The 24,271-nt window shown below is 54.8% G+C and carries 25 protein-coding genes; 10 read left to right on the top strand and 15 right to left on the bottom strand.

Annotation, left to right across the window (positions count from 1 at the left end):
* Window positions 1-23: 23 nt before the first annotated feature.
* From recF to gyrB, 3 genes are all read left to right on the top strand, one after another.
* Window positions 24-1,133, top strand: coding sequence for a DNA replication/repair protein RecF (gene recF, locus ACN0TS_RS05915; protein WP_417258414.1), 1,110 nt, complete (start codon window positions 24-26; stop codon window positions 1,131-1,133).
* Window positions 1,130-1,750 carry a LysE family translocator gene (locus ACN0TS_RS05910; RefSeq protein ID WP_417258413.1) on the top strand — a complete coding sequence of 207 codons (621 nt, stop codon included), beginning with the start codon at window positions 1,130-1,132 and terminating at the stop codon, window positions 1,748-1,750. Before recF ends, ACN0TS_RS05910 begins: the two co-directional genes overlap by 4 nt.
* A gap of 90 nt (window positions 1,751-1,840) precedes the next feature.
* Window positions 1,841-4,276 (top strand): DNA topoisomerase (ATP-hydrolyzing) subunit B, encoded by a 2,436-nt coding sequence (gene gyrB, locus ACN0TS_RS05905; protein ID WP_417258412.1) that lies wholly within the window; start codon window positions 1,841-1,843, stop codon window positions 4,274-4,276.
* A 62-nt stretch (window positions 4,277-4,338) separates the two neighbouring features.
* Here gyrB and ACN0TS_RS05900 read toward each other — a convergent pair whose 3' ends face one another.
* From ACN0TS_RS05900 to ltnD, 4 genes are read right to left on the bottom strand one after another with little or no spacing between them, the layout of a single operon-like run.
* Window positions 4,339-5,103, bottom strand: coding sequence for a hydroxypyruvate isomerase family protein (locus ACN0TS_RS05900; RefSeq protein ID WP_417258411.1), 765 nt, complete (start codon window positions 5,101-5,103; stop codon window positions 4,339-4,341).
* Window positions 5,100-5,747 carry an aldolase gene (locus ACN0TS_RS05895; protein ID WP_417258410.1) on the bottom strand — a complete coding sequence of 216 codons (648 nt, stop codon included), beginning with the start codon at window positions 5,745-5,747 and terminating at the stop codon, window positions 5,100-5,102. Before ACN0TS_RS05895 ends, ACN0TS_RS05900 begins: the two co-directional genes overlap by 4 nt.
* Window positions 5,744-6,982, bottom strand: coding sequence for a 3-oxo-tetronate kinase (gene otnK / locus ACN0TS_RS05890; RefSeq protein ID WP_417258409.1), 1,239 nt, complete (start codon window positions 6,980-6,982; stop codon window positions 5,744-5,746). The genes ACN0TS_RS05895 and otnK overlap by 4 nt, the downstream gene beginning before the upstream one ends.
* Window positions 6,982-7,884: an L-threonate dehydrogenase gene (gene ltnD, locus ACN0TS_RS05885; RefSeq protein WP_417258408.1), complete on the bottom strand. Its 903-nt coding sequence runs from the start codon at window positions 7,882-7,884 to the stop codon at window positions 6,982-6,984. The genes otnK and ltnD overlap by 1 nt, the downstream gene beginning before the upstream one ends.
* A gap of 143 nt (window positions 7,885-8,027) precedes the next feature.
* Here ltnD and ACN0TS_RS05880 point away from each other — a divergent pair, with 143 nt between their 5' ends.
* On the top strand, window positions 8,028-9,059 hold the full coding sequence (locus tag ACN0TS_RS05880; RefSeq protein WP_417258407.1) for a LacI family DNA-binding transcriptional regulator: 1,032 nt from the start codon (window positions 8,028-8,030) through the stop codon (window positions 9,057-9,059).
* A gap of 131 nt (window positions 9,060-9,190) precedes the next feature.
* Window positions 9,191-9,973, top strand: a complete 783-nt coding sequence (locus ACN0TS_RS05875; protein ID WP_417258406.1) for a DeoR/GlpR family DNA-binding transcription regulator — start codon at window positions 9,191-9,193, stop codon at window positions 9,971-9,973.
* A 49-nt stretch (window positions 9,974-10,022) separates the two neighbouring features.
* On the opposite strand, the gene ACN0TS_RS05870 is transcribed toward ACN0TS_RS05875, so the two are convergent.
* From ACN0TS_RS05870 to ACN0TS_RS05840, 7 genes are all read right to left on the bottom strand, one after another.
* Window positions 10,023-10,505 carry an RNA pyrophosphohydrolase gene (locus ACN0TS_RS05870; RefSeq protein WP_417258405.1) on the bottom strand — a complete coding sequence of 161 codons (483 nt, stop codon included), beginning with the start codon at window positions 10,503-10,505 and terminating at the stop codon, window positions 10,023-10,025.
* A 50-nt stretch (window positions 10,506-10,555) separates the two neighbouring features.
* Window positions 10,556-11,887, bottom strand: a complete 1,332-nt coding sequence (locus ACN0TS_RS05865) for a S41 family peptidase (protein WP_417258404.1) — start codon at window positions 11,885-11,887, stop codon at window positions 10,556-10,558.
* A 58-nt stretch (window positions 11,888-11,945) separates the two neighbouring features.
* Window positions 11,946-13,073 carry a murein hydrolase activator EnvC family protein gene (locus ACN0TS_RS05860; RefSeq protein ID WP_417258403.1) on the bottom strand — a complete coding sequence of 376 codons (1,128 nt, stop codon included), beginning with the start codon at window positions 13,071-13,073 and terminating at the stop codon, window positions 11,946-11,948.
* Window positions 13,070-14,596 (bottom strand): 2,3-bisphosphoglycerate-independent phosphoglycerate mutase, encoded by a 1,527-nt coding sequence (gene gpmI, locus ACN0TS_RS05855; RefSeq protein ID WP_417258402.1) that lies wholly within the window; start codon window positions 14,594-14,596, stop codon window positions 13,070-13,072. Before gpmI ends, ACN0TS_RS05860 begins: the two co-directional genes overlap by 4 nt.
* A gap of 93 nt (window positions 14,597-14,689) precedes the next feature.
* Window positions 14,690-15,160: a 23S rRNA (pseudouridine(1915)-N(3))-methyltransferase RlmH gene (gene rlmH / locus ACN0TS_RS05850; protein ID WP_417258401.1), complete on the bottom strand. Its 471-nt coding sequence runs from the start codon at window positions 15,158-15,160 to the stop codon at window positions 14,690-14,692.
* Complete coding sequence (gene rsfS, locus ACN0TS_RS05845) at window positions 15,160-15,537, bottom strand: ribosome silencing factor (RefSeq protein ID WP_417258400.1); 378 nt, start codon at window positions 15,535-15,537, stop codon at window positions 15,160-15,162. The genes rlmH and rsfS overlap by 1 nt, the downstream gene beginning before the upstream one ends.
* Window positions 15,538-15,703: 166 nt before the next feature.
* Window positions 15,704-16,915: a mechanosensitive ion channel family protein gene (locus tag ACN0TS_RS05840; protein WP_417258733.1), complete on the bottom strand. Its 1,212-nt coding sequence runs from the start codon at window positions 16,913-16,915 to the stop codon at window positions 15,704-15,706.
* A gap of 409 nt (window positions 16,916-17,324) precedes the next feature.
* On the opposite strand from ACN0TS_RS05840, the gene leuC reads away from it, so the two are divergent.
* From leuC to ACN0TS_RS05825, 3 genes are all read left to right on the top strand, one after another.
* On the top strand, window positions 17,325-18,734 hold the full coding sequence (gene leuC / locus ACN0TS_RS05835; protein WP_417258399.1) for a 3-isopropylmalate dehydratase large subunit: 1,410 nt from the start codon (window positions 17,325-17,327) through the stop codon (window positions 18,732-18,734).
* An 11-nt stretch (window positions 18,735-18,745) separates the two neighbouring features.
* Window positions 18,746-19,351: a 3-isopropylmalate dehydratase small subunit gene (gene leuD, locus ACN0TS_RS05830; protein ID WP_417258398.1), complete on the top strand. Its 606-nt coding sequence runs from the start codon at window positions 18,746-18,748 to the stop codon at window positions 19,349-19,351.
* A gap of 105 nt (window positions 19,352-19,456) precedes the next feature.
* Window positions 19,457-19,975: an HdeD family acid-resistance protein gene (locus ACN0TS_RS05825; RefSeq protein ID WP_417258397.1), complete on the top strand. Its 519-nt coding sequence runs from the start codon at window positions 19,457-19,459 to the stop codon at window positions 19,973-19,975.
* A gap of 57 nt (window positions 19,976-20,032) precedes the next feature.
* Here ACN0TS_RS05825 and ACN0TS_RS05820 read toward each other — a convergent pair whose 3' ends face one another.
* From ACN0TS_RS05820 to ACN0TS_RS05805, 4 genes are all read right to left on the bottom strand, one after another.
* Window positions 20,033-20,272 (bottom strand): EF-hand domain-containing protein, encoded by a 240-nt coding sequence (locus ACN0TS_RS05820; RefSeq protein ID WP_417258396.1) that lies wholly within the window; start codon window positions 20,270-20,272, stop codon window positions 20,033-20,035.
* 113 nt (window positions 20,273-20,385) lie between these two features.
* Window positions 20,386-20,586: a hypothetical protein gene (locus ACN0TS_RS05815; RefSeq protein WP_417258395.1), complete on the bottom strand. Its 201-nt coding sequence runs from the start codon at window positions 20,584-20,586 to the stop codon at window positions 20,386-20,388.
* A 66-nt stretch (window positions 20,587-20,652) separates the two neighbouring features.
* Window positions 20,653-21,306, bottom strand: coding sequence for a 3-oxoacid CoA-transferase subunit B (locus ACN0TS_RS05810; protein ID WP_417258394.1), 654 nt, complete (start codon window positions 21,304-21,306; stop codon window positions 20,653-20,655).
* A gap of 11 nt (window positions 21,307-21,317) precedes the next feature.
* On the bottom strand, window positions 21,318-21,971 hold the full coding sequence (locus tag ACN0TS_RS05805; protein ID WP_417258393.1) for a CoA transferase subunit A: 654 nt from the start codon (window positions 21,969-21,971) through the stop codon (window positions 21,318-21,320).
* A 375-nt stretch (window positions 21,972-22,346) separates the two neighbouring features.
* Between ACN0TS_RS05805 and ACN0TS_RS05800 the strand changes: the two genes are divergently transcribed.
* Together ACN0TS_RS05800 and ACN0TS_RS05795 are read left to right on the top strand one after the other, a co-directional pair.
* Complete coding sequence (locus ACN0TS_RS05800) at window positions 22,347-23,183, top strand: hypothetical protein (protein WP_417258392.1); 837 nt, start codon at window positions 22,347-22,349, stop codon at window positions 23,181-23,183.
* Window positions 23,184-23,248: 65 nt separating this feature from the next.
* Window positions 23,249-24,220 (top strand): endonuclease/exonuclease/phosphatase family protein, encoded by a 972-nt coding sequence (locus ACN0TS_RS05795; protein ID WP_417258732.1) that lies wholly within the window; start codon window positions 23,249-23,251, stop codon window positions 24,218-24,220.
* Window positions 24,221-24,271: the final 51 nt, after the last annotated feature.

Genomic DNA, 24,271 nt, shown 5'->3' with positions numbered 1-24,271 from the left:
GCCAGAAAGACAAGTGAGGCGCGATGGGCGGCCTTTATCTCGAAGAGCTAAGCCTGTCGCATTTTCGCTCGCACAGGGCCGCACGTCTCGAATTGGACGGGCGGCCTGTTGCGATTTACGGGCCGAATGGTGCCGGGAAAACCAATATTCTCGAAGCGGTCTCACTACTCTCGCCAGGGCGCGGGTTGCGGCGGGCGTCGCCCGATGAGATTGCACGCAAGCCAGAGCGTCTCGGGTGGAAAGTGCGTGCGGAACTGCGCTCCCTCTATCAGTCGCATGAGATCGAAACATGGGCAGAGGCAGGACAATCGCGATCGGTGAAGATTGACGGAAAAGCAGCGGCGCAAATCGCGTTAGGGCGTGTGGCGCGTGTGGTTTGGCTCATCCCGGCAATGGATCGACTTTGGATCGAAAGCCCAGAAGGACGTAGGCGGTTTCTTGACCGTATGGTGATGTCGTTCGAGCCACGCCATGCCGAAGCAGTCTTGGCCTATGAAAAGGCCATGCGTGAACGCAATCGCCTACTGAAAGATATGGTGCGTGATGCTCATTGGTATGGGGCACTTGAGGCTCAAATGGCCAAGCAAGGTGCTGTGATCATGACGAACCGTTTGATGACTCTTGAGCGGCTGGCGGCGGCTCAAGTCGGCGCACAAACGGCATTTCCCGCAGCGGCGTTGGAGCTACAGGCGTCGGATGACAAGCCGCTCCCTGAAAGCGAAGACGATCTTCTTGCGGCTCTGTCTGACAATCGCCAGCGGGATCTGCAAGCAGGGCGCACACTCATCGGCCCTCATCGTGCCGATATGAGCGGCACCTATACTGCTAAAGAGGTCTCTGCGGACCAGTGTTCGACGGGAGAGCAAAAGGCACTGCTGATTTCGCTTATATTGGCGAACGGGCGGGCGCTTGCGGAGGATTTTGGCGCGGCGCCAATTCTCTTGTTGGATGAAGTTGCGGCGCATCTCGATGCGGGGCGTCGGGCTGCGCTTTATGATGAGATTTGCGCTCTTGGTGCGCAGGCATTTATGACCGGAACCGGACCGGAACTCTTTGCCGAATTGGGGCCTCGCGCCTCCCATTTCGAGGTCACGGATGATGCCGGCGCCTCCCACTTGAAAGAGCTGTCATGACTCTTGGTGTCTCAGAACTGGGCCTATATGCCTTTGCCCTTTTGATCCTGTTCCTAACCCCTGGTCCGGTTTGGGTCGCCATGTTGGCACGTTCTATGTCGGGCGGGTTTTCCTCAGCTGCACCTTTGGCACTGGGCGTTGTGGTCGGTGATGTGCTTTGGCCGCTTTTGGCCATTCTAGGGGTGACGTGGATCGTATCGGAATTTGCGGCGTTTTTGACTGTCATGCGGTGGATTGCGGTGATTATGTTCCTCGTGATGGGGACGCTACTTATCCGTCATGCTGACAAAAAGATTTCGTCGGACAGTCGATTGACCCGTCCAGGTATGGCCGCGGGATTTCTTGCGGGCCTTGCTGTCATTATCAGTAACCCAAAGGCGATATTGTTCTATATGGGCCTCTTGCCAGGTTTCTTTGATCTCTCTGCCCTCACCAAGCCAGACATCGTCGCGATCTGTTTTGTGTCGGCGGTAGTACCGTTGATGGGTAACCTCATTATCGCCGCCTTCGTGGGTAAAGTCCGCGGCTGGTTGAACTCGCCTGACGGGATACGCCGCATGAACAGAACGGCAGGTATTTTGTTGGTCTTGGTGGCCTTTGTGATCCCATTTACCTGATCGGTTAAAACCACCAAATCTTGTGTCATTTACGTGACATTCCTCAAGCATTGGCGTATAAAATCGTTAAAGAAAAGACGAGGAAAACGCATGTCTGACGACACACCCCAAAGCCCTGAGTACGGCGCCGATTCCATCAAGGTTCTCAGAGGCTTGGAAGCCGTTCGAAAGCGCCCCGGTATGTATATCGGTGACACGGACGACGGCTCTGGCCTGCACCATATGGTTTATGAGGTTGTCGATAACGGGATTGACGAAGTGCTGGCGGGTCACGCCGACTACGTGACCGTTATTATCCATAAGGATAGCTCCGTTTCCGTGCGCGATAACGGGCGCGGAATTCCTGTCGATATCCACCACGAAGAGGGTGTGTCCGCAGCCGAAGTTATCATGACCCAGTTGCATGCGGGTGGTAAGTTCGACAGCAACTCCTACAAGGTATCTGGCGGTCTGCACGGCGTTGGTGTGTCGGTTGTGAACGCCTTGTCCGAATGGCTCGAGCTCAAAGTCTGGCGCAATGGCAAAATCCACGTTGCCCGCTTTGAAAAGGGTGAGACATCGGAATCTTTGAAAGTTATTGGTGATGCCGGTGAAGAAACAGGCACCGAAGTGCGGTTCTATGCTTCGGCCAAAACCAATGATCCCGAAGGGACGTTCTCTGATCTCGACTATAAATTTGATGTGCTTGAGAAGCGCTTGCGCGAACTGGCATTTTTGAATTCCGGCGTGCGCATCATCCTTGAGGATCAGCGCCCCGCGGAACCGCTCAAGACCGAGTTGTTCTACGAAGGCGGCGTTGCGGAATTCGTCAAATATATCGATAGATCGAAGCAGGCCATGATGCCCGAGCCGATTTTTGTAAGAGGCGAGCGGGACGATATTGGTGTCGAAGTGGCAATGTGGTGGAACGATAGTTACCACGAAAATGTCTTGCCTTTTACCAACAACATCCCACAGCGCGATGGCGGGACGCACCTCGCGGGGTTCCGTGGCGCTCTAACGCGGACGTTGACCCGCTATGCGGCAGAGAGCGGGATTGCGAAGCGCGAAAAGGTCACGTTCACTGGCGATGATGCACGCGAAGGTTTGACCTGTGTCCTTTCAGTAAAGGTTCCCGATCCGAAGTTCTCTTCTCAGACCAAAGACAAGCTCGTGTCGTCTGAAGTACGTCCCGCCGTTGAAAACCTTGTGGGTGAGAAGTTAACAGAGTGGTTTGACGAGCACCCCACAGAGGCGAAGATGATTGTCTCCAAAATCGTCGAGGCGGCAATGGCGCGCGAAGCGGCTCGTAAGGCCCGCGAACTGACCCGCCGCAAATCGGCATTGGATGTGAATTTCCTCGCAGGCAAACTCAAAGATTGCTCCGAGAAAGATCCGAGCCAAACCGAAGTCTTCCTCGTGGAGGGTGATTCCGCTGGTGGCTCCGCTCAAACGGGGCGCGACCGTCGGACTCAGGCTATTTTGCCTTTGAAGGGTAAAATCCTGAACGTGGAACGTGCCCGTTTTGACCGGATGCTCGGCAGCCAAGAGATCGGCAACCTGGTGATGGCGCTCGGCACAGGAATCGGGCGAGACGAATTCAATCTCGACAAACTGCGCTACCATAAAATCGTTATCATGACTGATGCTGATGTCGATGGCGCACACATCCGTACGCTTTTGCTGACGTTCTTCTTCCGTCAGATGCCGCAATTGATCGAACAGGGACACCTCTTTATCGCGCAACCGCCGCTCTACAAAGTGGCGCGTGGGAAGTCCGAGGTTTACCTAAAAGACCAAGCGGCGATGGAAGAATACTTGATCCAGCAGGGGGTCGATGGCGCTGTGTTGCGGCTGACTTCTGGAGAAGAGATTGCAGGTGCGGACTTAGCGCGTGTCGTCGAAGGCGCGCGGACGTTTAAGCGTATTCTTGAGGCCTTCCCAACACACTATCCGCGTCACATCGTCGAGCAAGCGGCCCTCGCGGGCGCGTTTGAGCCTGGTCGTGTGGATGCTGATTTGTCAGGAACAGCAGAGGCAGTTGCAAAGCGGCTTGATCAGATTGCGCTCGAATATGAGCGCGGTTGGACCGGACGCCCGACCCAAGACGTTGGCATTCGATTGACCCGTGCTTTGCGCGGCGTTGAAGAGGTCCGAACTCTAGACGGTGCGATTTTGCGCGGTGGTGAAGCACGGCGTATCAACAAAGAGGTCGAGGCAACAAGCGGCATCTACACCAACCCTGCGCGTCTTGTACGCAAGGAGCGTGAAACGCTTATTCACGGGCCGGTTGATCTGTTGAATGCCATCCTTGAAGAGGGTGAAAAGGGGCTGTCGATTCAGCGCTACAAAGGTCTTGGTGAGATGAACCCGGATCAGTTGTGGGAGACAACGCTCGACCCTGAGGCGCGTACTTTGTTGCAGGTCAAAATCGACGACTTCGCAGAAGCCGATGACATCTTTACTAAATTGATGGGTGATGTTGTTGAGCCGCGCCGTGAGTTCATTCAGGACAATGCGCTAAATGTTGAAAACCTCGACGCCTAAACGCATAGAGATTGTTTGTTCAAATTGAGAAGGGGCGGTGCATGATGCGCCGCCCTTTTTCGTTAACGAAGCGTCTTCATCCAACCCAGTGTCGCGTCTGTATCGCCATTTGGTTTGTATTCCGCCCCGAGCGGTGCGGTCCAACCAAGGGAATCAAAGGCTGTAAACACGAACCAGTAATCAAGCTCCCCGTGATCAGGTGGCCCGCGGTCAGGAACGGATGCAAACTGGACATGGCCGATGAACGGCAGCAGTTCTTCGGCGCGCGTTGCTACATCGCCCTCAGTGCGGCCAATGTGATAGCAATCGAACATGAGTTTCAGGTTTGCTTCCCCGACGTGTTCGATAACGTCACGTGCTTGATCTGTGGTTTGTAGGAAATAGCCAGGTGCGTCGTGCCGGTTGAGGGGCTCGATCAAGATGGTTTTTCCGAGCTGTGAGGCGGCCTTACAGGCGTAGGTCAGATTCGCAATAAAGGTTTGCCGCGCTTCCTCGCCAGAGGCAAACCCAGCCATTACATGCACACATTTCGCGCCGATTTCATCGGCATAGGCCAAAGCCTCATCGATTGCCGTGCGTGCATCCACTTCGCGCCCGACCAGAGCGGCTAAACCGTTTTCACCTTGAGACAGGTTGCCGCGCCGTGTGTTGAGACCAAGCATCGGTAAACCCGTTTCATCCAATGCGGCCTTCACGTCTTGCGCAGGAGTGTCAAAGGGCCAATGGCATTCAACGGCATCAAACCCGGCGACTTTGGCTGCGCGAATAGCATCTGGCAAAGACAACTCAGTCCATAGGAACCCGAGGTTGGCGGAAAATAAGGTCATCCATCCCACTCCACATCAAACTTTGAAACGACTGCGCCGACTTGTTCAGCGGTCAGCATTCGCGCCTTTATGCCGCGCATCATCAGAGCCAGTTTGGCGGTCTCCTCCAATTCCTCCACGGCGTTGCAAGCCGCTTCGACATCCTTGCCCGCAACAACAGGGCCATGATTGGCGAGCATCACCGCAGTGCGTTTTCCTGCGAGCCCCCGCACTGCGTCTCCCATCGCGGGATCGCCAGGTAGAAAAAACGGCAGCAATTTAACGCGGCCCAATTTCATAATTCCATAGGGCGTGAAGGGTGGAAGAAAGTCATCTTCGTTTGCATCTGGAGTCATGGATAGCGCAACGGAATGACACGAGTGCAAATGCACGACGGCGCCCGCAGTGCTGCGTGTGTCATAAAAAGCGGTGTGCAGTGGCATCTCTTTGGTTGGCTGATCTCCTGATATTAGGCGGCCAGTCGCGTCAAAACGGCTAAGCCGCGCGGGATCGAGACGCCCGAAACTTGTCCCTGTTGGAGATACCAAAAGCCCGCCATCATCGGTGCGGGCCGAAATATTGCCCGTGTTGCCGTGGGTCAAGCCACGGTCAAACAGTGATTTTGCCAGAAGGCAAATCTGTTCACGTAATGCGTTCTCGGTCATGCGTCACCTGCCAAGACCCGGTCGGCCTTTTCAAAGAAATCTTCGGCTCCGAAGTTACCCGACTTCAAGGCAACAACAAGGTTTTCCCTAGCCCGCAACGCAGGAACTCCGGGATCAATTTCGGGTCCAATTTCGAGCGTGTTCAATGATAGCCCTTCAACGACCGCACCAGATGTTTCGCCACCTGCGGTGATCACGCGCGTCACTCCATTTTCGACACAAATACAGGCCAATTCGGCAAAGAACGCCTCTAATGCGGTGGCTGAGGCCTCACGACCAAAACGCTCTTGAATGGCTTTGACCGCATCCGGATCGGCAGAGCTGAACGCAAGGGGAAGCCCGTCTTGTGTCAACAACCAATCGGCCATGTCCTGCGCCGTGAGACGCCCCTCGATCACGTCCGCTGCGATGATTTCGCGAGTGGGGCTGTGGGTTGCGTGCTGAGCCACCTGCGCTCGTGTCGCAATTGAACAGGAACCAGAAAGCGCAATGGCCTTGCCTGCTTGTCCTACCCACGGCACGCGCGACGCGGTGCAGCCGAAATTGGCGGGCAACCCAAGGGCAACACCAGAGCCGCCCGTGATCAGGGGCAAATCTTTCGCTGCTTTTCCGATTTCAAACAGGTCTTCATCGCGGATCGCATCGACCACAATGTGTCGTTTTGAAAGGCCATGTTGTGTCTCTAAAGCGGCGGAAATTGCCGATGCGCCTTGGAAGACTGACTGAGCCGCGACATGGCCGACGTCATACTTGGACTGGTGGGACAACCATCTGCGAATGTCGGGGTCTGTCATGGGGGTCAAGGGATGGTTTTGCATCCCACATTCACTCAACAATTGATCTTTGACGAAAAGATGCCCTTGGTACAGGGAGCGCCCAGTCCCAGGAAAGGCGGGACAGACAATCACCTTATGGGCGTTTAACGCATCGGCCAAAGCATCTGCGACAGGACCGATATTGCCGTCTTGGGTCGAGTCGAACGTCGAGCAGTATTTAAAGATTATCTGTGTGCAGCCTTGCGCCAACAACCAATCCAACGCCGCCAAAGACTGTGAAATGGCATCTTTGGGATCTATTGATCGAGACTTGAGTGCAATAACGCCCGCTTCAACATCTTTGTGTGCGGGGGCTGAGGGAATGCCCGTGTATTGTACGGTTCTCATCCCCCCCTTTGCGAGGGTATTCGCCAAATCGCTCGATCCCGTGAAATCGTCACCAACACATCCCAGTTTCATTATTCATCTCCCGGCAACGTGAGGCCCACATTGCGGGCGTAGACTTTTGCAAGGGCGGCGTCATCTTCGGCACCGTAACCCATTCCAGATGCGACAAGGTATTGCTGCATTACCGTGGCCGTGATGGGCGCGCTAAATTTGGCGGACTTGGCGATGTCGAGCACAATGCCAAGGTCTTTGGGCCAAATGTCGATTTGGCTACGGGGGGTGTAATCGCCATCCACAATGTGGGGTGTGCGGTTTTCCAACATCCACGAAGTGCCCGCACATTTGGGGATCACTTCAAAGAACTTTTCGGGGGTGACGCCTTGGGTCATGCCAAAGGTGAGGGCTTCGGTCATCGTTGCGAGATTGACCCCTGCAAGCAATTGATTGACGGCCTTCATCGCGGACCCCGCTCCGGCGGTATCACCAAGCTCAAACACTTGCTCAGATATGGCCTCAAGGGTCGGACGTGCGCGTTCAAAGGCGGCCGCAGTGCCTGAAGCCATAACGGAAAGATTGCCGCTTGCGGCCTTTAGAGAACCACCAGAAATCGGCGCGTCCAGATACAAAATACCGTGTTCGGCGCATCGTGCTTCCATGTCTCGTGCGAATGCGGGTGGAACAGTTGCACAGGCAACCACCACAGCGCCCTTACTCAGTTTTGCAACGATCCCGTTATCACCAAACAATACCGCTTCCGTCTGTGGGGCATTCAGCACGACGATCATGGCGCAATCGAGGGAGCTTGCGACGTCATCCAATGCTCCGACAGCGCCGCCCTCGGATTGAAACTTTTCCATCTGGGCGGGCATGATGTCGTAGCCATAGGTCGTGAGGCCCGCTTTGAGACAGCACTTTGCCATGCCGTATCCCATAGAGCCGAGGCCGATTACGGCGATGCGAGTCTTGTCTGTCATAGTGGTGCCTTTCATGCCTATAGGCGAGATTTCCAAACTGGTACCGATACCAGTTTGGTAGCGAAGTAAAACCGTTGTGTCAATTTCCCTCTTGTTGCGGGTATGAGTATTGTGTTGCGGAATGGATCATGGACGATGCCGAGATGAAAAAAACGAACCGCGGGCTTGAGCCTGAACTCGTCAGGAAAGCAACCCTTGAGGACGTTGCGCGCCTTGCTGGGGTAAGCAAAATGACCGCGTCTCGTGCCTTGCGCAATGCGCGGGACGTCTCGAAATCCAGTCTCGCAAAGGTGCAAGCCGCAGCGGAGCAAATCGGATATGTGGGCAATAATCTCGCGTTGTCATTATCCAATCAGAGCGCGAATTTGGTCGGCGTGGTGATTCCGAACCTGACCAATACTGTCTTTGCAGAAGTTCTCTCGGGTATTGCAGAGGCGATTGATGGAACGGACCGCCAATCGGTGTTTGGCGTGACGGATTACGATCCCGAAAAAGAATACCTGACCGTTCGGAACATGCTTTCCTGGCGTCCGGCAGGATTGATCGTGACGGGATTAGACCAATCAGACAAAACGCGCAGACTCTTGGAGGCGGCGGACATTCCAATCGTGCAGATTATGGATTTGGATGGGGTTGCTGTTGACGCTGTTGTAGGGCTGTCGCATAGGCGAGCGGGGTCGGATATGGCCAAAGCTTTGGTCGGGTCGGGGCGACGTCGGTTCGGCTATGTCGGCTGCGGGTTGCACCGTGACACGCGGGCGGCCAAACGGCACTCTGGGTTCGTGGCGGCGTTGGCTGCGCAGGGCCATTCGCTCGTCGCTGAGGCGCAAACCGACGCGCCGTCGACCGTGTTTGAGGGACGTCGCCTTACGGCGATCCTCCTCGCACAACATCCTGATCTCGACTGTATCTATTTCTCAAATGATGACGTGGCGATGGGCGGCGTGTTCCACTGCATAGCCAACGACATTTCGGTGCCAGATCAAGTCATGCTCGCGGGGTTCAACGGGTTGGACTTTGTCGACAGCTTACCCGTAAAAATTGCAACGTCGCGCACCGAGCGCCGCGAAATTGGCCGCCGTGCTATTGAGATTATCGTGAACGATCAGAGATCAAATTCAGGGGGAAATCTCGTAATCGACCTACCTCCAACGATTGACCTTGGGTTGCCGTAAGTCGCGTTTTGAGTACTTTTCGCGGAGCCTACTGGCCAAGTCTCAAGTGGCTCCGAAAATTCCCAGCATCACGAATCTGTTTGATATAAATTCTTAACGGCCAAAACCGAGATTTCTTAGGGAGCGACACAGTGAAACGAGACGATCGAAGACAGGCGATAATGGATCTCTTGGTGCGCGATGGAGCTGTAGAACTCGAAGCTCTCGCCACGCATTTCTCGGTTTCAAAAATGACCATCCACCGTGACCTGGATGAGTTAGAGGCTGCGGGACTTTTGCGAAAAATTCGCGGCGGGGCGACGATTGAAGCGGGCACGCAGTTCGAGAGTGATTTCAGATTTCGAGCGCAACAAGGCAGTGCCGCAAAGGCCGCAATGGCGCAGGCGGCATTGGATCTCATCGAGCCGGGGATGAGTGTCATTGTAAACGATGGGTCAATGGCCGCTGTCTTGGGAGCGCGCCTCACAGAGAAACGTCCATTAACGGTTTTGACCAACAACGCGGCTGTGATTGACGCGCTTAAATTTGAAAGCGGCATAACTTTGATCGCTTTAGGGGGGGGCTATTCGGCCAAGTTCAACGGCTATTTTGGACGGGTGACGGAGGCGGCGCTAACCCACTTGAGAGCGGATCTTGCCTTTATATCGACGCCCGCCGTATCCGGTACAGAGGTTTTCCATATGGATGCGGATGTGGTGCGGACCAAACACGCGATGATGCTTGCTGCGACCAAATCTTGTCTTCTGGTCGATCAAAGCCGTTTTGGCCATACGGCCCTATATAAACTCGCCGATCTGTCTGATTTCGATGCGATTATCACCAATCGTTCACCAGATGAAACTAGCCTTGCTGTAATAGCAGACGCAGGGTTGCCACTAACCATTGCAGCAGAGCAGGAGATGAACGCGGGTTAATATTGGTTCCCGACCTATCGATCTGTTGATGTGTCCCGGGAGACGTTTCTCAGGACAGGTGTTGTGAAAATTCACGCACGACGTTTTCGTAGATGTGGCGTTTGAAGGGAACGATGTCATTTACCAATGATGTGCTATCCGACCACTTCCACTTTGAAAACTCGGGGTGGTCGGTGTCGATATTGATATCCGCGTCGGTTCCTGTGAGGCGCATCAAAACCCAAAGTTGTTTTTGGCCACGGTATTTGCCTTTCCATACCTTGCCCAAAAGCGTGTCAGGTAAGTCGTAGGTTAGCCAATCGGACGTCTCCGATACAATCTCGACGGATGAGGCTTCAAGACCTGTTTCTTCCCACAATTCACGCAACGCTGCTTCGCGGGGTGTTTCCCCTTCGTCGATGCCGCCCTGTGGCATTTGCCATGCGTCTGGGGTGTCAATGCGCTCCCCAACAAATACTTTGCCCGCATTGTTTATCAAGACAACGCCAACACAAGGACGATAGGGAAGAGTGTTCGGATCGACTTTGGCCATGGGGCACTTTCATAGCAAAAGGGGCGCTTCAAATGCGCCCCTTGTTTAGATCAATCGCCGATTTTCGACAGACCGCGCAGCAAGTCGAGCGCATAGGCCAGTTGGAAATCTTCGTCGCGAAGTTTTGCAGCTTCTTCTGCAGCGGCGCGTTCTTCTTCGATCTTTTTGATTTCATCCTCGGTGAGGCTGTCATTATCAAGCGCCCCGCGCAAATCCGCCTCGGAGCGGAGACGTGGTTGCGTGTCTTCTGTTTCGGTTTCCGTTACAGGCTCACGTGGCGGTTGTTCCACAATGATGTCGGGTGAGATGCCCAACGCCTGAATGGAACGCCCTGATGGGGTGTAATACCGCGCCGTGGTCAGACGGATCGCACCATGGGTGCGTAGTTGCATCACGGTTTGCACAGAGCCTTTGCCGAAGGATTTCGTGCCGACCACAATCGCACGGTGGTGGTCTTGCAGTGCGCCTGCGACGATCTCGGAGGCGGAAGCAGAGCCTCCGTTAATCAAGATCACGATGGGCTTGCCCTGTGCGAGATCGCCGTCCGTGGCTGAAACACGTTGGCTATCCTCATCCATACGACCGCGGGTCGAGACGATTTCACCTTCGTTGAGGAAGGCGTCGGACACCATAATGGCTTGATCAAGAAGGCCACCAGGGTTGTTACGCAGATCAATCACAACACCATCGAGGTTGTCGATTCCACCCAATTCTTCGATGCCCTCTTTTAGGCCATCTGCGAGGTTCGGATAGGTCTGCTCGTTAAATGTCGTCACACGTAGCACGACCGAGTTGCCTTCAACACGTGATCGCACGGCCGTCAGTTTGATGGTGTCACGGACGATGGAGATGTCGAATGGTTCATCCACACCTTCGCGCACAACGGTAATAATGATTTCGGAGCCAACAGGACCACGCATCAGTTCGACAGTTTCGTCAAGGTTCATGCCCAAAACGCTTTCCCCGTCGACATGTGTAATGAAGTCGCCGGCTTCGACCCCTGCGATATCGGCAGGGGTGCCATCCATCGGGGCGACCACTTTGACGAAGCCTTCCTCTTGGGTGACTTCAATGCCAAGGCCGCCAAAGGATCCCGAGGTCTGGACCTGCATCGCGGCGGCATCTTTGGGAGAGAGGTACGAGGAGTGCGGATCAAGTGAGGAGAGCATGCCGTCAATGGCCGACTCGATGAGATCTTCCTCATCTACTTCCTCAACATACTGGATGCGAATGCGCTCGAACACATCGCCGAACAGATCGAGCTGCTCGTAGACATTCGTTGTCTTCTCGGCTTCCTGAGCGATCAGGGGACCAGCAAACTGCGTGGTGATCAACGTCCCTGCGAGAATGCCCGCAACGCCTGCCATCATGTGCTTTTTCATGCGTATTCCTCTCTCGGGGCTCTTTGCCCCTCGTGTCTTCGTTTGGCCGCAAACTGGCCTATTGCGTGAACCACGCCGCCGGATCTACCGGCTGTCCACCTTCTCTTACCTCAATATAAAGCGTCTCGGAAAGACCTGCGCCAGTGCCATCTTCGGCATTTTCAATAAATGCCTCCAGATCGGGTGCCGCGCCCCCCATCAGACCTACGGCGGCGCCTGCGGGAATGACTTCGCCGATGTCTCCGTATACCTCTTCTAAACCTGCCAGAACCAACAATACATCATTGCTCGGCTCAAGGATGATCACGTTTCCGTAGTCCAGAAAGGCACCGTGATAGCGAATTGTCGCGGGCCACGGGCTTGTCACAAGAGACAATTGGCGTGTGGCCACCAAAATGCCGGGGCGCGAAACCCCTGCGGCGTCAGCTTCGTTGAACCTCCGAAGGATGCGTCCCCGCACGGGCATGGGCCATGTGCCCTTCGCATTTCCCAAATCGGGAAGGGCGTCCAGCCCGTCCACAACATCCATAACGGCCAAGCCAGAGGCGAAGGATTCCAACGTTTCCGAGCTGTCGATCAGGATTTGAAGTCGCTCTTTATCGGCAACAAAGCGTTTAGGCAGATCGACGCGGTCAGATATGGCTTGGCTTAATTCGGTTCGCGCTTGTTGTGCGTCCTTGAGACCGACGGCCAATGTCGCGAGCGCTTCGTCCTGCAATTCGCGCAAAATTGTGGCTTCTTGCAGTTGAACGCGTAACGCGTCCGCCGCGTCCTGCATTGCAGGGGTGATGGATGACACCAACATTCCCGCGCGGGCATGGCCGAGCGGGCCAGTGGGGTGAACGAGGGCCTCGGGGCTTGCGTCGGGTTTTAGCGTGATCAAAACGCCAAGCAATGTGGCCACTTGCCCGCTTTCGTCATCAAAGGCTTCGGACAATTCCGCCTCACGCAATGCAATCTGTCGAAGCCCTGCGCGCATGGCCTCAAGACCTTCCTCGTAGGCGCGGATGACATCGCTTAAGGCTTTGACCCGATCAGACGCGCCCTCTGCGGCCTCTAACTGTTCGTGGGCCGCAGAAAATTGCGCCACGGCAGCCTCGGCGAGCGCTGCGGGCGAGGCTGTTTGCGCCGTCGCCGCAGCTCCGATCAAGAGCAGAAAAGAAAAGGCCGCCGTGAGAAGTTTCATCGTTGGATCAATGACCGCCCTGTCATTTCCTCGGGCAGATCGAGGGACATCAAATCAAGTAACGTGGGTGCGACATCGGCAAGGCGTCCGCCGTCCCGTAGTGTCACATCGCTTGGACTGTTGAACACTATGACGGGAACGGGATTGGTCGTATGGGCTGTATGCGGCCCTCCCGTAACGGGGTCCACCATCGTTTCACAGTTGCCATGATCCGCAATGACAACCATCGCCCCGCCAACGCTTTCAAGCGCATCCATAACCTGACCAAGCCCCTGATCAACGGCCTCGCAGGCTTTCATCGCAGCGTTCAAATCGCCTGTGTGTCCGACCATATCGGGATTTGCGTAATTTGTCACGATGAGGTCGTAGCCCGCACCGATAGCTTCGACGAATTTGGCAGTGACTTCGGGCGCACTCATCTCGGGTTGTAGGTCGTAGGTCGCCACTCTGGGAGATTGCGGCATGAACCTGTCTTCGCCCTCTTCGGGCACTTCTTTGCCGCCATTGAGGAAGAAGGTCACATGCGGATATTTTTCGGTTTCGGCGAGGCGGAACTGACGAAGACCATGTTTCGCGACCCATTCGCCGAGCGTGTTTACGATGTCGCTTTTGGGGTAGGCAACGGCCATGTATTCGCTGTGCTGTTTGGAATACTGCACCATGCCGAGCAGGGACGCGAAGTTTGGACGCTTGCCCGTGTCGAACTCCGCGAAATCGGGTTCACCAATTGCACGCAAAATCTCGCGGGCACGGTCAGCGCGGAAGTTGAGGCAGAAAACACCGTCACCATCCTTTGCTCCCGCATAGTCACCAATGACTGTTGCCTTGATGAACTCGTCATTTTCGCCACGCGCATAGCCGGCAGCAATGGCCTCTTGTGGGGTGGCGGCGGCCTCGATGCCTTTCGCGCTGATCATTGCGAAATAGGCTTGGCTGACGCGCTCCCATCGGTTGTCGCGGTCCAAGGCAAAGTAGCGGCCGATCACGGTGCCGATTGTTGCGCCTTGTGGTAGTCGGGCCATGAAGTCGGCCATGAAGGTGTCTGCGGATGTTGGCGCAACGTCACGACCATCGGTGATGGCGTGGATGACAACGGGAATGCCGCGATCTGTTACGGCCTTTGCTGCTGCGAGTGTATGGTCGATATGACCATGAACACCGCCATCAGAAATCACGCCCATGAGGTGGGCGGTGCCTCCGCTTGTTTTGAGCGCATCACAAAAGGAGACGATTTCCGCATTGTCAAAGAACGATCCGTCCTCAATGGCGAGATCAATTTGACCAAGATCCATGGCCACAACGCGGCCTGCACCAATATTCGTGTGACCGACTTCGGAATTGCCCATTTGCCCGGATGGCAGGCCGACATCACGTCCATAGGTGATCAAGGTGCTATGAGGATAATCGGACATAAGGCGATCAAAGTTTGGCGTGTCTGCCAAGTCGGGCGCACTCACATCGCGGGTTGGGCTAATGCCCCAACCATCGAGAATACATAGGACGACGGGTTTTGGTGCGGCCATGATTGACTCCTGTGTTTTTCGTTGCGCTACTTCTAACGCGGGAACTGGTCCGCGTGAACCGTTGTGCGCGGCTTGGCCCCGAAAAAACGCGGCTTAGACCCGATGGTAGGGAGAACCTGCCAGAATAGAGGCTGCGCGGTACAATTGTTCCGTTAACATCGCGCGGGCCAACATATGTGGCCAGACCATTTTCCCAAACGAGATTGAGAAGTCGGATTGCGCACGCAGCGAGGGATCAATGCCGTCCGCGCCACCGATAACAAATGCCACGTCCTGACGCCCGTTATCGCGCCAGTCGGCGAGCTTGCTTGCAAAATCGGGAGAGGTCAGTGTTTTGCCGCGCTCATCCATCGTGACGATCATGGCACCTTTGGGAATAGCACGTTCGAGTAGAGCGGCTTCCGCGGATATGCCGCCGCCTTTTTTGTCTTCGACTTCGTTGAAGGTGAGCGGGCCGAGGCCCAATGCGCGTCCTGTCCGATCAAACCGTGTCGTGTAGTCATCGATCAAAGTCGCTTCTGGGCCGGAACGAAGCCGGCCCACAGCGCAAATATGGACACGCATTAGCTTTTGGTCGCTTTGGATGCCGCCTCATCTGAGGGCAGCCACATCTTTTCGAGCTGATAGAATTCGCGCACTTCAGGACGGAAGATATGGACAACCACATCACCGGCGTCCATCAGAACCCAATCGCCCTGACCTTTGCCTTCGATGCGTGTCAATATGCCGTGCTGTTGCTTGAGAAGGTCCGAAACTTTCTCTGCAAGTGATCCCACCTGACGAGTGGAACGGCCAGAACAAATCACCATAAAATCCGCGATCTGAGACTTGCCGCGCAAATCTATAGTCACGATATCTTCGGCTTTTTCCTGATCAAGTGAATGGGTGATGAAGTCCAACATCTGTTGGCCTCCGAATTTCGCCGACGTGCCACTACTCATGGGCTCTCCCGAAACTGCGGCCCCATCGGCTGCGGTCTGTGCGTAAGACAGGACAATGTCCTCCTTCAAAACGCGCCGTATCAGTCCCCGACGCTGGGTTTATGACAATATAGCATCGCTGATAGCAAATCTCAATCAAGCGAAGCCACCTTGATGAAGGGGTGCGTCAATCTATGACATCGGTAGGTGTGTCGTATTCGTTCAGAACTGTCACTTCGCGCTGTGGGAAGGGGATAGAAATGCCATTTTCTTTGAACGCATCCCAAAGAGCGAGATACACCGCGCCGCGTACATTGGTGAGGCCCCCCGTCGGGTCTGTGATCCAAAACCGCAAGATATAGTCAACCGAGCTGTCGCCAAATCCAACGATGTGACACACAGCAGGGCGCGTCACCAAAACCCGATCCACGGTCTTGGCGGCCTCGACAGCAATTTTTCGCACTTTATGCGGGTCATCGCCATAAGCCGTTCCGAAAAAGATATCGAGCCGCACAAAATCGTTTGTATGCGACCAGTTAACCACTTGGTTGGTGATCAGATCCTCGTTCGGGATAAGGTATTCCTTGCCATCACGCGTCACTACGGAGGCATATCGTGCGCCAAGTGTATTGATCCAGCCGAAGGTATCCCCAAGGGAAATAACGTCCCCTGGTTTGATTGATTTATCGAGCAGAATGATAATGCCGGAGACGAGGTTGGAGACGACTTTTTGGAGGCCAAAGCCAAGGCCAACACCAATGGCGCCTGATAATACAGCAAGCCCCGTGAGGTCGAACCCGACAGCCTTCAATCCGATAAAGAAAGCTGCGCCATAAAGCGAAACTTGCGCAACTTTTACGATCAAGACGCGCATGGAAGGCGAAATGTCTTCGTTTTTACGCACCTGCGAGGAGGTTTGCATCGAAACGACTCGGGCGACGGTGAACAGGAGGGCCGTCACAATCAGAGCTTTTAGGACCGCCAACATGGAAAGGCGGAAATCGCCAAACTCAACGGCCAGCCCGTCTAGAAATGCAGTGGTATGTTCAAGGCCACCGATGAGATAGAGCGTGACATAAATCCACATACCCCACCGTATTAAACGCCTCAGCGGGCGGTTCTTTATGAGTTGGGCGAGGAACTCCACCAAAATCCATGCGGTGACGATACGTGCGCAGACTTCGATCAGGTAGGAGCGAGACGGCCATGTGATTTCTTGCATGACAAAGAAAATCGCCCACAACGCAACAGCCCAAACGATGAGGGTTAAACGCTTCTCTACCGCCAAGAGGTAACGCAACTGCCATTTCGGACGCCCCGAGAGATTGCGCATCCAGTCGCGCATCCGTGTTCGCAAGATGTGTCCAACACCGATCGCACCGATAAAGGCCGCGATCATAAAGCCGATTTGGTAGAGGTTCCAACGCCGCAAGAGGCCCGTCAAAAATGAGACAAGGATGCCACCAGTGTCACTTATGAGGTTGGAAATCTGTGCTGGGTCCAATTCAGGCTTCTCTCCATTCTTTTTCAAACTCTCGCATAATGGAGCGTTCTCACGCAAGCGTGGTGCTGTTGTCGCCTTGCCGCTTCACGTCATGCACCTTGCGAGACTCACCGTGAGCCTATATGTGATCAGCTATGGTACGCTTTTTTGATATGGACGACCGCGCCCGCCTTCCTTGGCGGTTCCACGGTGCGACGATGACGGTTCTTGCCCGACTTCAAGGCTGAAGCCTGAGTCCGCGTGCCGTAATGGCGCGTCAACGAACGATACCTTCCTTTTCCTCATGACATCCACGGAGAGCGAAATGACCGCCCCGAAGACACTCTATGATAAAATCTGGGACGCACACGTTGCCCATGAACAAGAAGATGGCACCTGCCTTCTCTACATCGACCGCCACCTTGTCCACGAAGTGACCTCGCCGCAGGCCTTCGAAGGTTTGCGCCTGGCGGGTCGCTCTGTGCGCGCGCCCGATAAAACTATCGCTGTTCCTGACCACAACGTTCCGACCACATTGGACCGCGTGTCTGGCGTGATCGCCAACGAAGAGAGCCGCATTCAGGTTGATGCGCTCGACAAGAACGCCAAGGATTTTGGCATCCACTATTACCCCGTGTCTGACGTTCGTCAGGGCATCGTGCACATCGTCGGCCCTGAACAGGGTTGGACCCTTCCCGGTATGACTGTTGTGTGCGGCGACAGCCACACCGCCACCCACGGCGCATTCGGGGCGTTGGCCCACGGCATCGGCACCTCCGAGGTTGAGCATGTTCTGGCGACGCAAACGCTGATCCAGAAGAAGTCCAAGAACATGAAGGTCGAGATCACGGGTAAACTGCGCCCGGGCGTGACTGCGAAAGACATCACTTTGGCTGTGATCGGCGAGACAGGCACCGCTGGCGGTACGGGTTATGTCATCGAATATTGCGGCGAAGCCATCCGCGATCTGTCGATGGAAGGTCGCATGACCGTCTGTAATATGGCGATTGAAGGCGGTGCGCGCGCTGGTCTCATCGCGCCGGACGAAACCACCTTCGAATACGTCAAAGGCCGTCCGCACGCTCCGAAAGGCGCACAGTGGGAAGCCGCGATGAACTGGTGGAAGACGCTCTACACTGATGAGGGCGCTCACTTCGACAAAGTTGTCACGCTCAAAGGCGAAGACATCGAGCCCGTTGTGACGTGGGGCACCTCGCCCGAGGACGTTCTGCCGATCACTGCGACTGTTCCCTCGCCAGAGTCCTTTAAGGGCGGCAAGGTTGAGGCGGCAAAACGCGCTATTGAGTACATGGGTTTGACCGCGGGTCAAAAGCTGACAGATATCGAAATCGATACCGTGTTTATCGGCTCTTGCACCAACGGTCGTATCGAAGACCTGCGCGCTGCAGCTGAAATCCTCAAAGGCAAAAAGGTCAAAGAGGGTATGCGCGCTATGGTCGTTCCTGGTTCGGGACTTGTCCGTGCGCAGGCTGAAGAAGAGGGCCTCGCGGACATTTTCAAGGACGCGGGCTTTGAGTGGCGCCTCGCAGGGTGCTCTATGTGCCTCGCGATGAACCCTGACCAACTGTCCGAAGGGGAGCGTTGCGCGTCCACCTCGAACCGCAACTTTGAGGGTCGCCAAGGCTACAAAGGTCGTACCCACCTCGTCAGCCCCGCAATGGCCGCTGCTGCTGCCATCACGGGTCATCTGACCGACGTTCGTGAAATGCTGTAAGGAATATCCAAATGGAAAAGTTTGAAAAACTACACGGCATCGCCGCGCCAATGCCGCTGGTGAACATCGACACGGACATGATCATTCCGAAGATCTTCCTTAAAACGATCAAGCGGTCTGGTCTCGGTGTGAACCTGTTTGACGAAATGCGCTATGACCGTCAGGGCAATGAAATCCCCGATTTCGTGCTCAACAAGCCGCAGTATCGCGACGCGGAAATTCTCGTGGCGGGCGACAACTTCGGCTGTGGTTCATCGCGCGAGCACGCCCCTTGGGCAATTGCCGACTTTGGCATTAAATGCGTGATCTCCACGTCGTTCGCCGACATCTTTTACAACAACTGCTTCAAGAACGGCATCTTGCCGATTGTGATGCCGCAAGAGGTTGTGGATGTGTTGATGGAGGACGCCGAGAAGGGCTCCAACGCGCGGATGACCGTTGATCTCGAAGCGCAGGTTGTAACTACATCTGATGGCCAAGAGTTCCCATTCGAAGTGGATGCGTTCAAAAAGCATTGCTTGCTCGAAGGCCTCGACGATATCGGTCTGACCATGAACAACGTGTCTGCCATTGATACCTATGAAGATAAGATGACGCAGGAACGCCCTTGGGTTTGAGTTCGGGCTAGTCTTGATTTGAAATGTGAAGCGGCGACCATTGGTCGCCGTTTTCTTTTGGGTCGACCTGCTTATATCTAAAGTGAAAACAGATAGGAGAGTGTCATGACGAATTGGAAAACATGGGTCGGGATCGGTGTCCTGATGTTTCTCTTTGGCCTGCTAGCGTTAGGCAATGCGGTTGTGACTTCGCTTGCGATTACGGTCATGTTGGGTTCACTTTTCGCCATTGCCGGCGTGGCGCAGCTTTGGGCTGGATTTTCCGGTGTGCTGCAAGTTAATCGGGGCTTCACGCTGCTTTGGGGGCTTATCAGTCTGTTGATCGGCGTGAGTTTCATTGCCAACCCTCTGGAGGGCACTGTGTCGCTGACCATGCTGGTCACGGGCTTTCTGCTCGCATCTGGTCTGATCCGTCTGCTGATGGCGTGGCGGATGCGGGAAAGCCGGTTGTTTTGGGCGCTGCTGTTCTCAGGCGCCGTGACGGTGCTTTTGGGGGGCTATATCCTCGCGAACTTCGCGGCTATTTCCCTGTCGCTTCTAGGCATTCTCTTTGGCATCGAGCTTTTGGTGGACGGGGCCGGCTTGATCGGGTTCGGGCTTTTCCTACGCAACCTTCGTCTGTGAGAAAGTCTGTGAAAACGGCGACCCTTTGGGGCCGCCGTTTCCCTTTTCATGACCGTATTATTCGGCCATTGGGAGGAGACTGGCGTCCTTTGCGGCTGCAAGCTCGTCATCGCTGACTTCGCCACTCGCATCCGTATCCATGGCGATAAAGATATCTTCAGTCACGTCGGGGTACGCGGCCATCAGCTCCTCTTGGGAATAGCCACCCGATGCGTCCATATCTTCGACCATAACCTGAGCAAACAGCGGTGCAGAAGCGAGCGTGGCTGCTGTGAGGGTAAGTGCAAAAGTCTTCATTTTGTTCTCCAGTGATTTGCGCCAACGTCTGTGTTGGTGCGGTTTCTAACGAACGGGTCTGTCCCGTTGCTGTTAGACATTGACCACAGGATGGGGCTTATCAAGTATCTGATTTAAAATAATAAATATGAAGTCGATGCTGGCAGGCTCTTGCCGACACTGCGCGGAAAAGCGCACTTAAAATCGGCAAAAAGATGCAAGGTCATGGCAGTTGCAGTGGCGCTTCGGCTAGGTTCCGCCGGCAAAATGCGCGGCCTGTTGCCTGTTCCAATAGAAACCAGCCACAGGTTGATGAACGGCAACATTTCGCGCAACTAAACTCCTGAAAAACGGGGTGCATAGGAACGTGACTTTTGCGCCTTGAGTCGCGATGTAATGAGTTACGACAAACTCATTTCGGGCACATCTCCGCGATAGATCAACCTCGCCGTTGTGGCTGCGACGATCTCGTCAACGGAAACATCTGGGGCGCGCTCAATGAGGTGCAACCCGTCATCCTCGGGCTTGATGACGGCCAGTTCTGTGACGATCAAGTCAATGCGCCGCTGCGAGGTCAGGGGGAGTGTGCACTCGGGTAGGATTTTGGGTTCGCCCTTGTTTGTGTGCTTCATCGCAATGATCACCTTTTTCGCGCCAGTCACAAGATCCATTGCTCCACCCATGCCAGGTGTGAAGTGGCCGGGAATGATCCAGTTGGCGAGATGTCCTGCCTCGTCCACCTGCAACGCGCCGAGCACTGTGAGATCAAGGTGCCCTCCACGGATCAGACCAAATGAAAAGGCGCTGTCGATTGTCGAGGCTCCGGGCACGAATGAGACAAAACTTCCGCCCGCGTCGGTAAGGTGGCGGTCGGTCATGCCCTCTGGCGGGCGATGACCCATGCCGACGGTCCCGTTTTCCGCTTGAAAGAAGACACCTAGGGATTCATCAAGGTAGTCGGAGACCATAGTAGGAATGCCAATGCCAAGGTTAACGAGGGTGCGTGGCTGAATTTCCTGCGCAACGCGGCGGGCAATAAGTTCTCTAGCGTTCATGGTAGCCCTCCTTAAACCAATTTCTTGATGACATAGTCGACAAGGATGCCAGGCGTTTTGACCTCGTCGGGGGAGATAACTCCGACCGGCACAATCGCCTCGGCTTCACAAATGACTGTGCGTCCTGCCAATGCCATGATCGGATTAAAATTGGTCGCCGTGAGCATATAGGACAGGTTTCCGACATAGTCGCAGCGTGCCGCCGCAATCAGAGCAAAGTCAGCGCTTAGGGTTTTTTCGAGCAGGTAATCCTTGCCGTCCACAGTGACGACCTCCTTGCCTTCGGCAATGTCTGTGCCAACGCCCGTCGGGGTCAAAATGCCGCCAAGCCCGACGCCTGCTGCGCGGATGCGTTCTACAAACGTGCCTTGTGGCACAAGCTCGACATCCAACTCGCCACTGGCAAACTGATCCTGCACGTCGGGGTTTAGCCCCATGTGGCTACAAATCAGCTTGCTCACGCAATGCGCTTTAAACAACGGACCTGGCCCACTATCTGGACGTGCGGTGTCGTTGGACAGCAACGTTAGGTTCTTTTTACCCGAAGCCGCGAGGGCCCTGACAAGATGATCGGGTGTGCCTACCCCCATGAAGCCCGACAGCATGACAGACGCTCCATTCGGGATCATGTCGACAGCCTCTTCGATAGAAATGGCTAATTGCATAGAGAGTCTCCGCCTCTGTTTTGGTTCTCAGCAACCTTTGAACGTAACAGGACACCCTGCTTCCATGCGCTGTGTCAAACAAATTGGAAAATACGCAAAACTGTCCATCGAAAAACACTTTTTTCTGAATGCCCAACATCTTGTGGCTGTTTGAGTGTGAAGCACTACTCGCCCTAAACAATGATGCAAAATAGCACCTCTTTATCCACGAAAGTGCCCCAATTTGCCCGTTAACCTTAACCATTCCTTGCTGAGCAAGACGAAAGAAGGCAGAAATTGGGCAATAATGAGGCAGTCCGCCACAATTGGCGGGATCAAATTGGGAAAAGAGCGCGGCATCGTATCGCGATCGACCACTTTGAAAGGGAATGGACAGTGCTTAACCGCATTCTAGGTGCAATTGTGCGTGCGGCTTTGGTCGTATCGTTAATCGTTCTGCCATCGGTATTTTTGCCGAATGTGTCAGGCGATTCCGCACAGGTTATAGCACTCGTGGCCCTGTTTGGCGCAGCTCTGACATTCTTCGAATATGTATCTGCCTATCCCGGTCTCGTCGAATTCCGCGATGCGCCGCCGTTTAATCGCATCAGGTTTGGATCGCTCTTTGTGACTGTGCTTTTACTCACTGTCATTATGCACGGCACCTTTGATCCTTCGGTCTTGAGTGTCCTTGTGACGGCAATTGGTGGCTTGATTGGCTATGTGATGGACTTTCCTTTTTCGCCCGTGCGTCTGATACTTCTCGCTTTGCCAGCGGATATGTCATCTGATCAGGTTGCTTTGGTGCGCGTTGCAGCCGGAATGAGCTATCTGATCTCCCTGATTTCTCTATGTGTGTTCTACCTTGCGCTGCGGATGGGCAACTGGCCCGCCAAAAACGGCACGTTTAATGTTTGGATCAACCTGCCAACGTTCGATCCGACCGCAGGTGGTGATGTGGTTGCGCGGCTTACACGTGATGCGCGTATCAATATTATTTTGGGTTTTCTCTTGCCGTTCCTGATCCCAGCGGTGCTAAAGTCAGTTTCAACGCTCTTTGGCACAATCACAGTGGAGAACTACCAATCGCTTATCTGGGCCGTATCTGCGTGGGCCTTTTTGCCCTCTTCGCTGTTCATGCGTGGTATCGCAATGGGACGTGTTGCGGATATGATTTCCGACAAACGGCGACAGGCATACGCCAAAGCAGACCTCGACCAACAGACTATCTGATCTGGGCTGCAGTCTTCACCATCCACGGCTCGGTTGCTTGCGCCCAAGATGTGCTGCGGGTGGCAATGTGGGATGCCGGTCTAAGCCGCGCAGGCCCTGGTCTTTTGCTCAAAGATATCTTGGACCAAGACGCTCCTGACGTTTTGGCCGCACGCGATCACATCCTTTCAAATGCGCCAGATGTTTTGTTGCTAAACGGATTTGATACCGATTTTGACGGGATAACAATCAAAGCATTCGCAGACATTCTCGATGCGGGTTATGCGTATACTTTTTCAACTGTTGGCAATTCAGGTGTACCCTCCACCTTTGATCTGGACCGTGACGGGAGGTTAGGGGAGCCCGAAGACGCATGGGCCTTTGGTGACTTTCGTGGGGATGGTGGCATGGCTGTGCTGTCCAAACGACCCATTCAATACGATGCGATCCATACGCTCACGGCTATGCGATGGCTCGACCTTCCGCGCTCTCGCTTGCCGCTGTCCTATTTCATCCCCGACGAGGCTGCTGTTCACCCGCTCTCTTCGCATGGTCACTGGATTGTTCCGATCGATTGGAGCGGGGCGCAGATTGATTTGCTCGCGTTCAAGGCGGCGACACCTGTGTTCGATGGGCCAGAGGATCGCAATGGGCTGCGCAACGCCGACGAGATCGCACTTTGGCGTCACTATCTCGACGGGGCTTTACTGATCAAACCGACGGCACCATTTGTTATCGCGGGCAATGCTAACCTCGATCCAATAGACGGGGAGGGTCTGCACGGGGAGATTGTAGCCTTGCTCAATCATCCGGCTGTGCAAGACCCGAAACCTGCGTCATCGCACGGTGGCCGCATCGCCAATCCAGAGCACTCATCAAATCCGCGCCTCGATACGGTCGATTGGCGCGACCCTGAGCCTGGGAATTTGCGCGTAGACTATGTGCTGCCTTCGGTGGACCTGAGAGTGGTGGATGCTGGGATTTCATGGGCATCAAACAGCGGAAATGCCGTATTTTCGCATGGCCTTGTCTGGGTCGATATCGCGCCACTTCCTTGACCTTAGGGCCTAGCTCGGATACGCGAAACCAAGGCTTGCAAGACAAGGAAA

The organism is Celeribacter sp. (genome assembly GCF_048266405.1).
In the GTDB taxonomy this organism is placed as follows: domain Bacteria; phylum Pseudomonadota; class Alphaproteobacteria; order Rhodobacterales; family Rhodobacteraceae; genus Celeribacter.
This window is presented reverse-complemented; position numbering and strand designations above follow the sequence as displayed.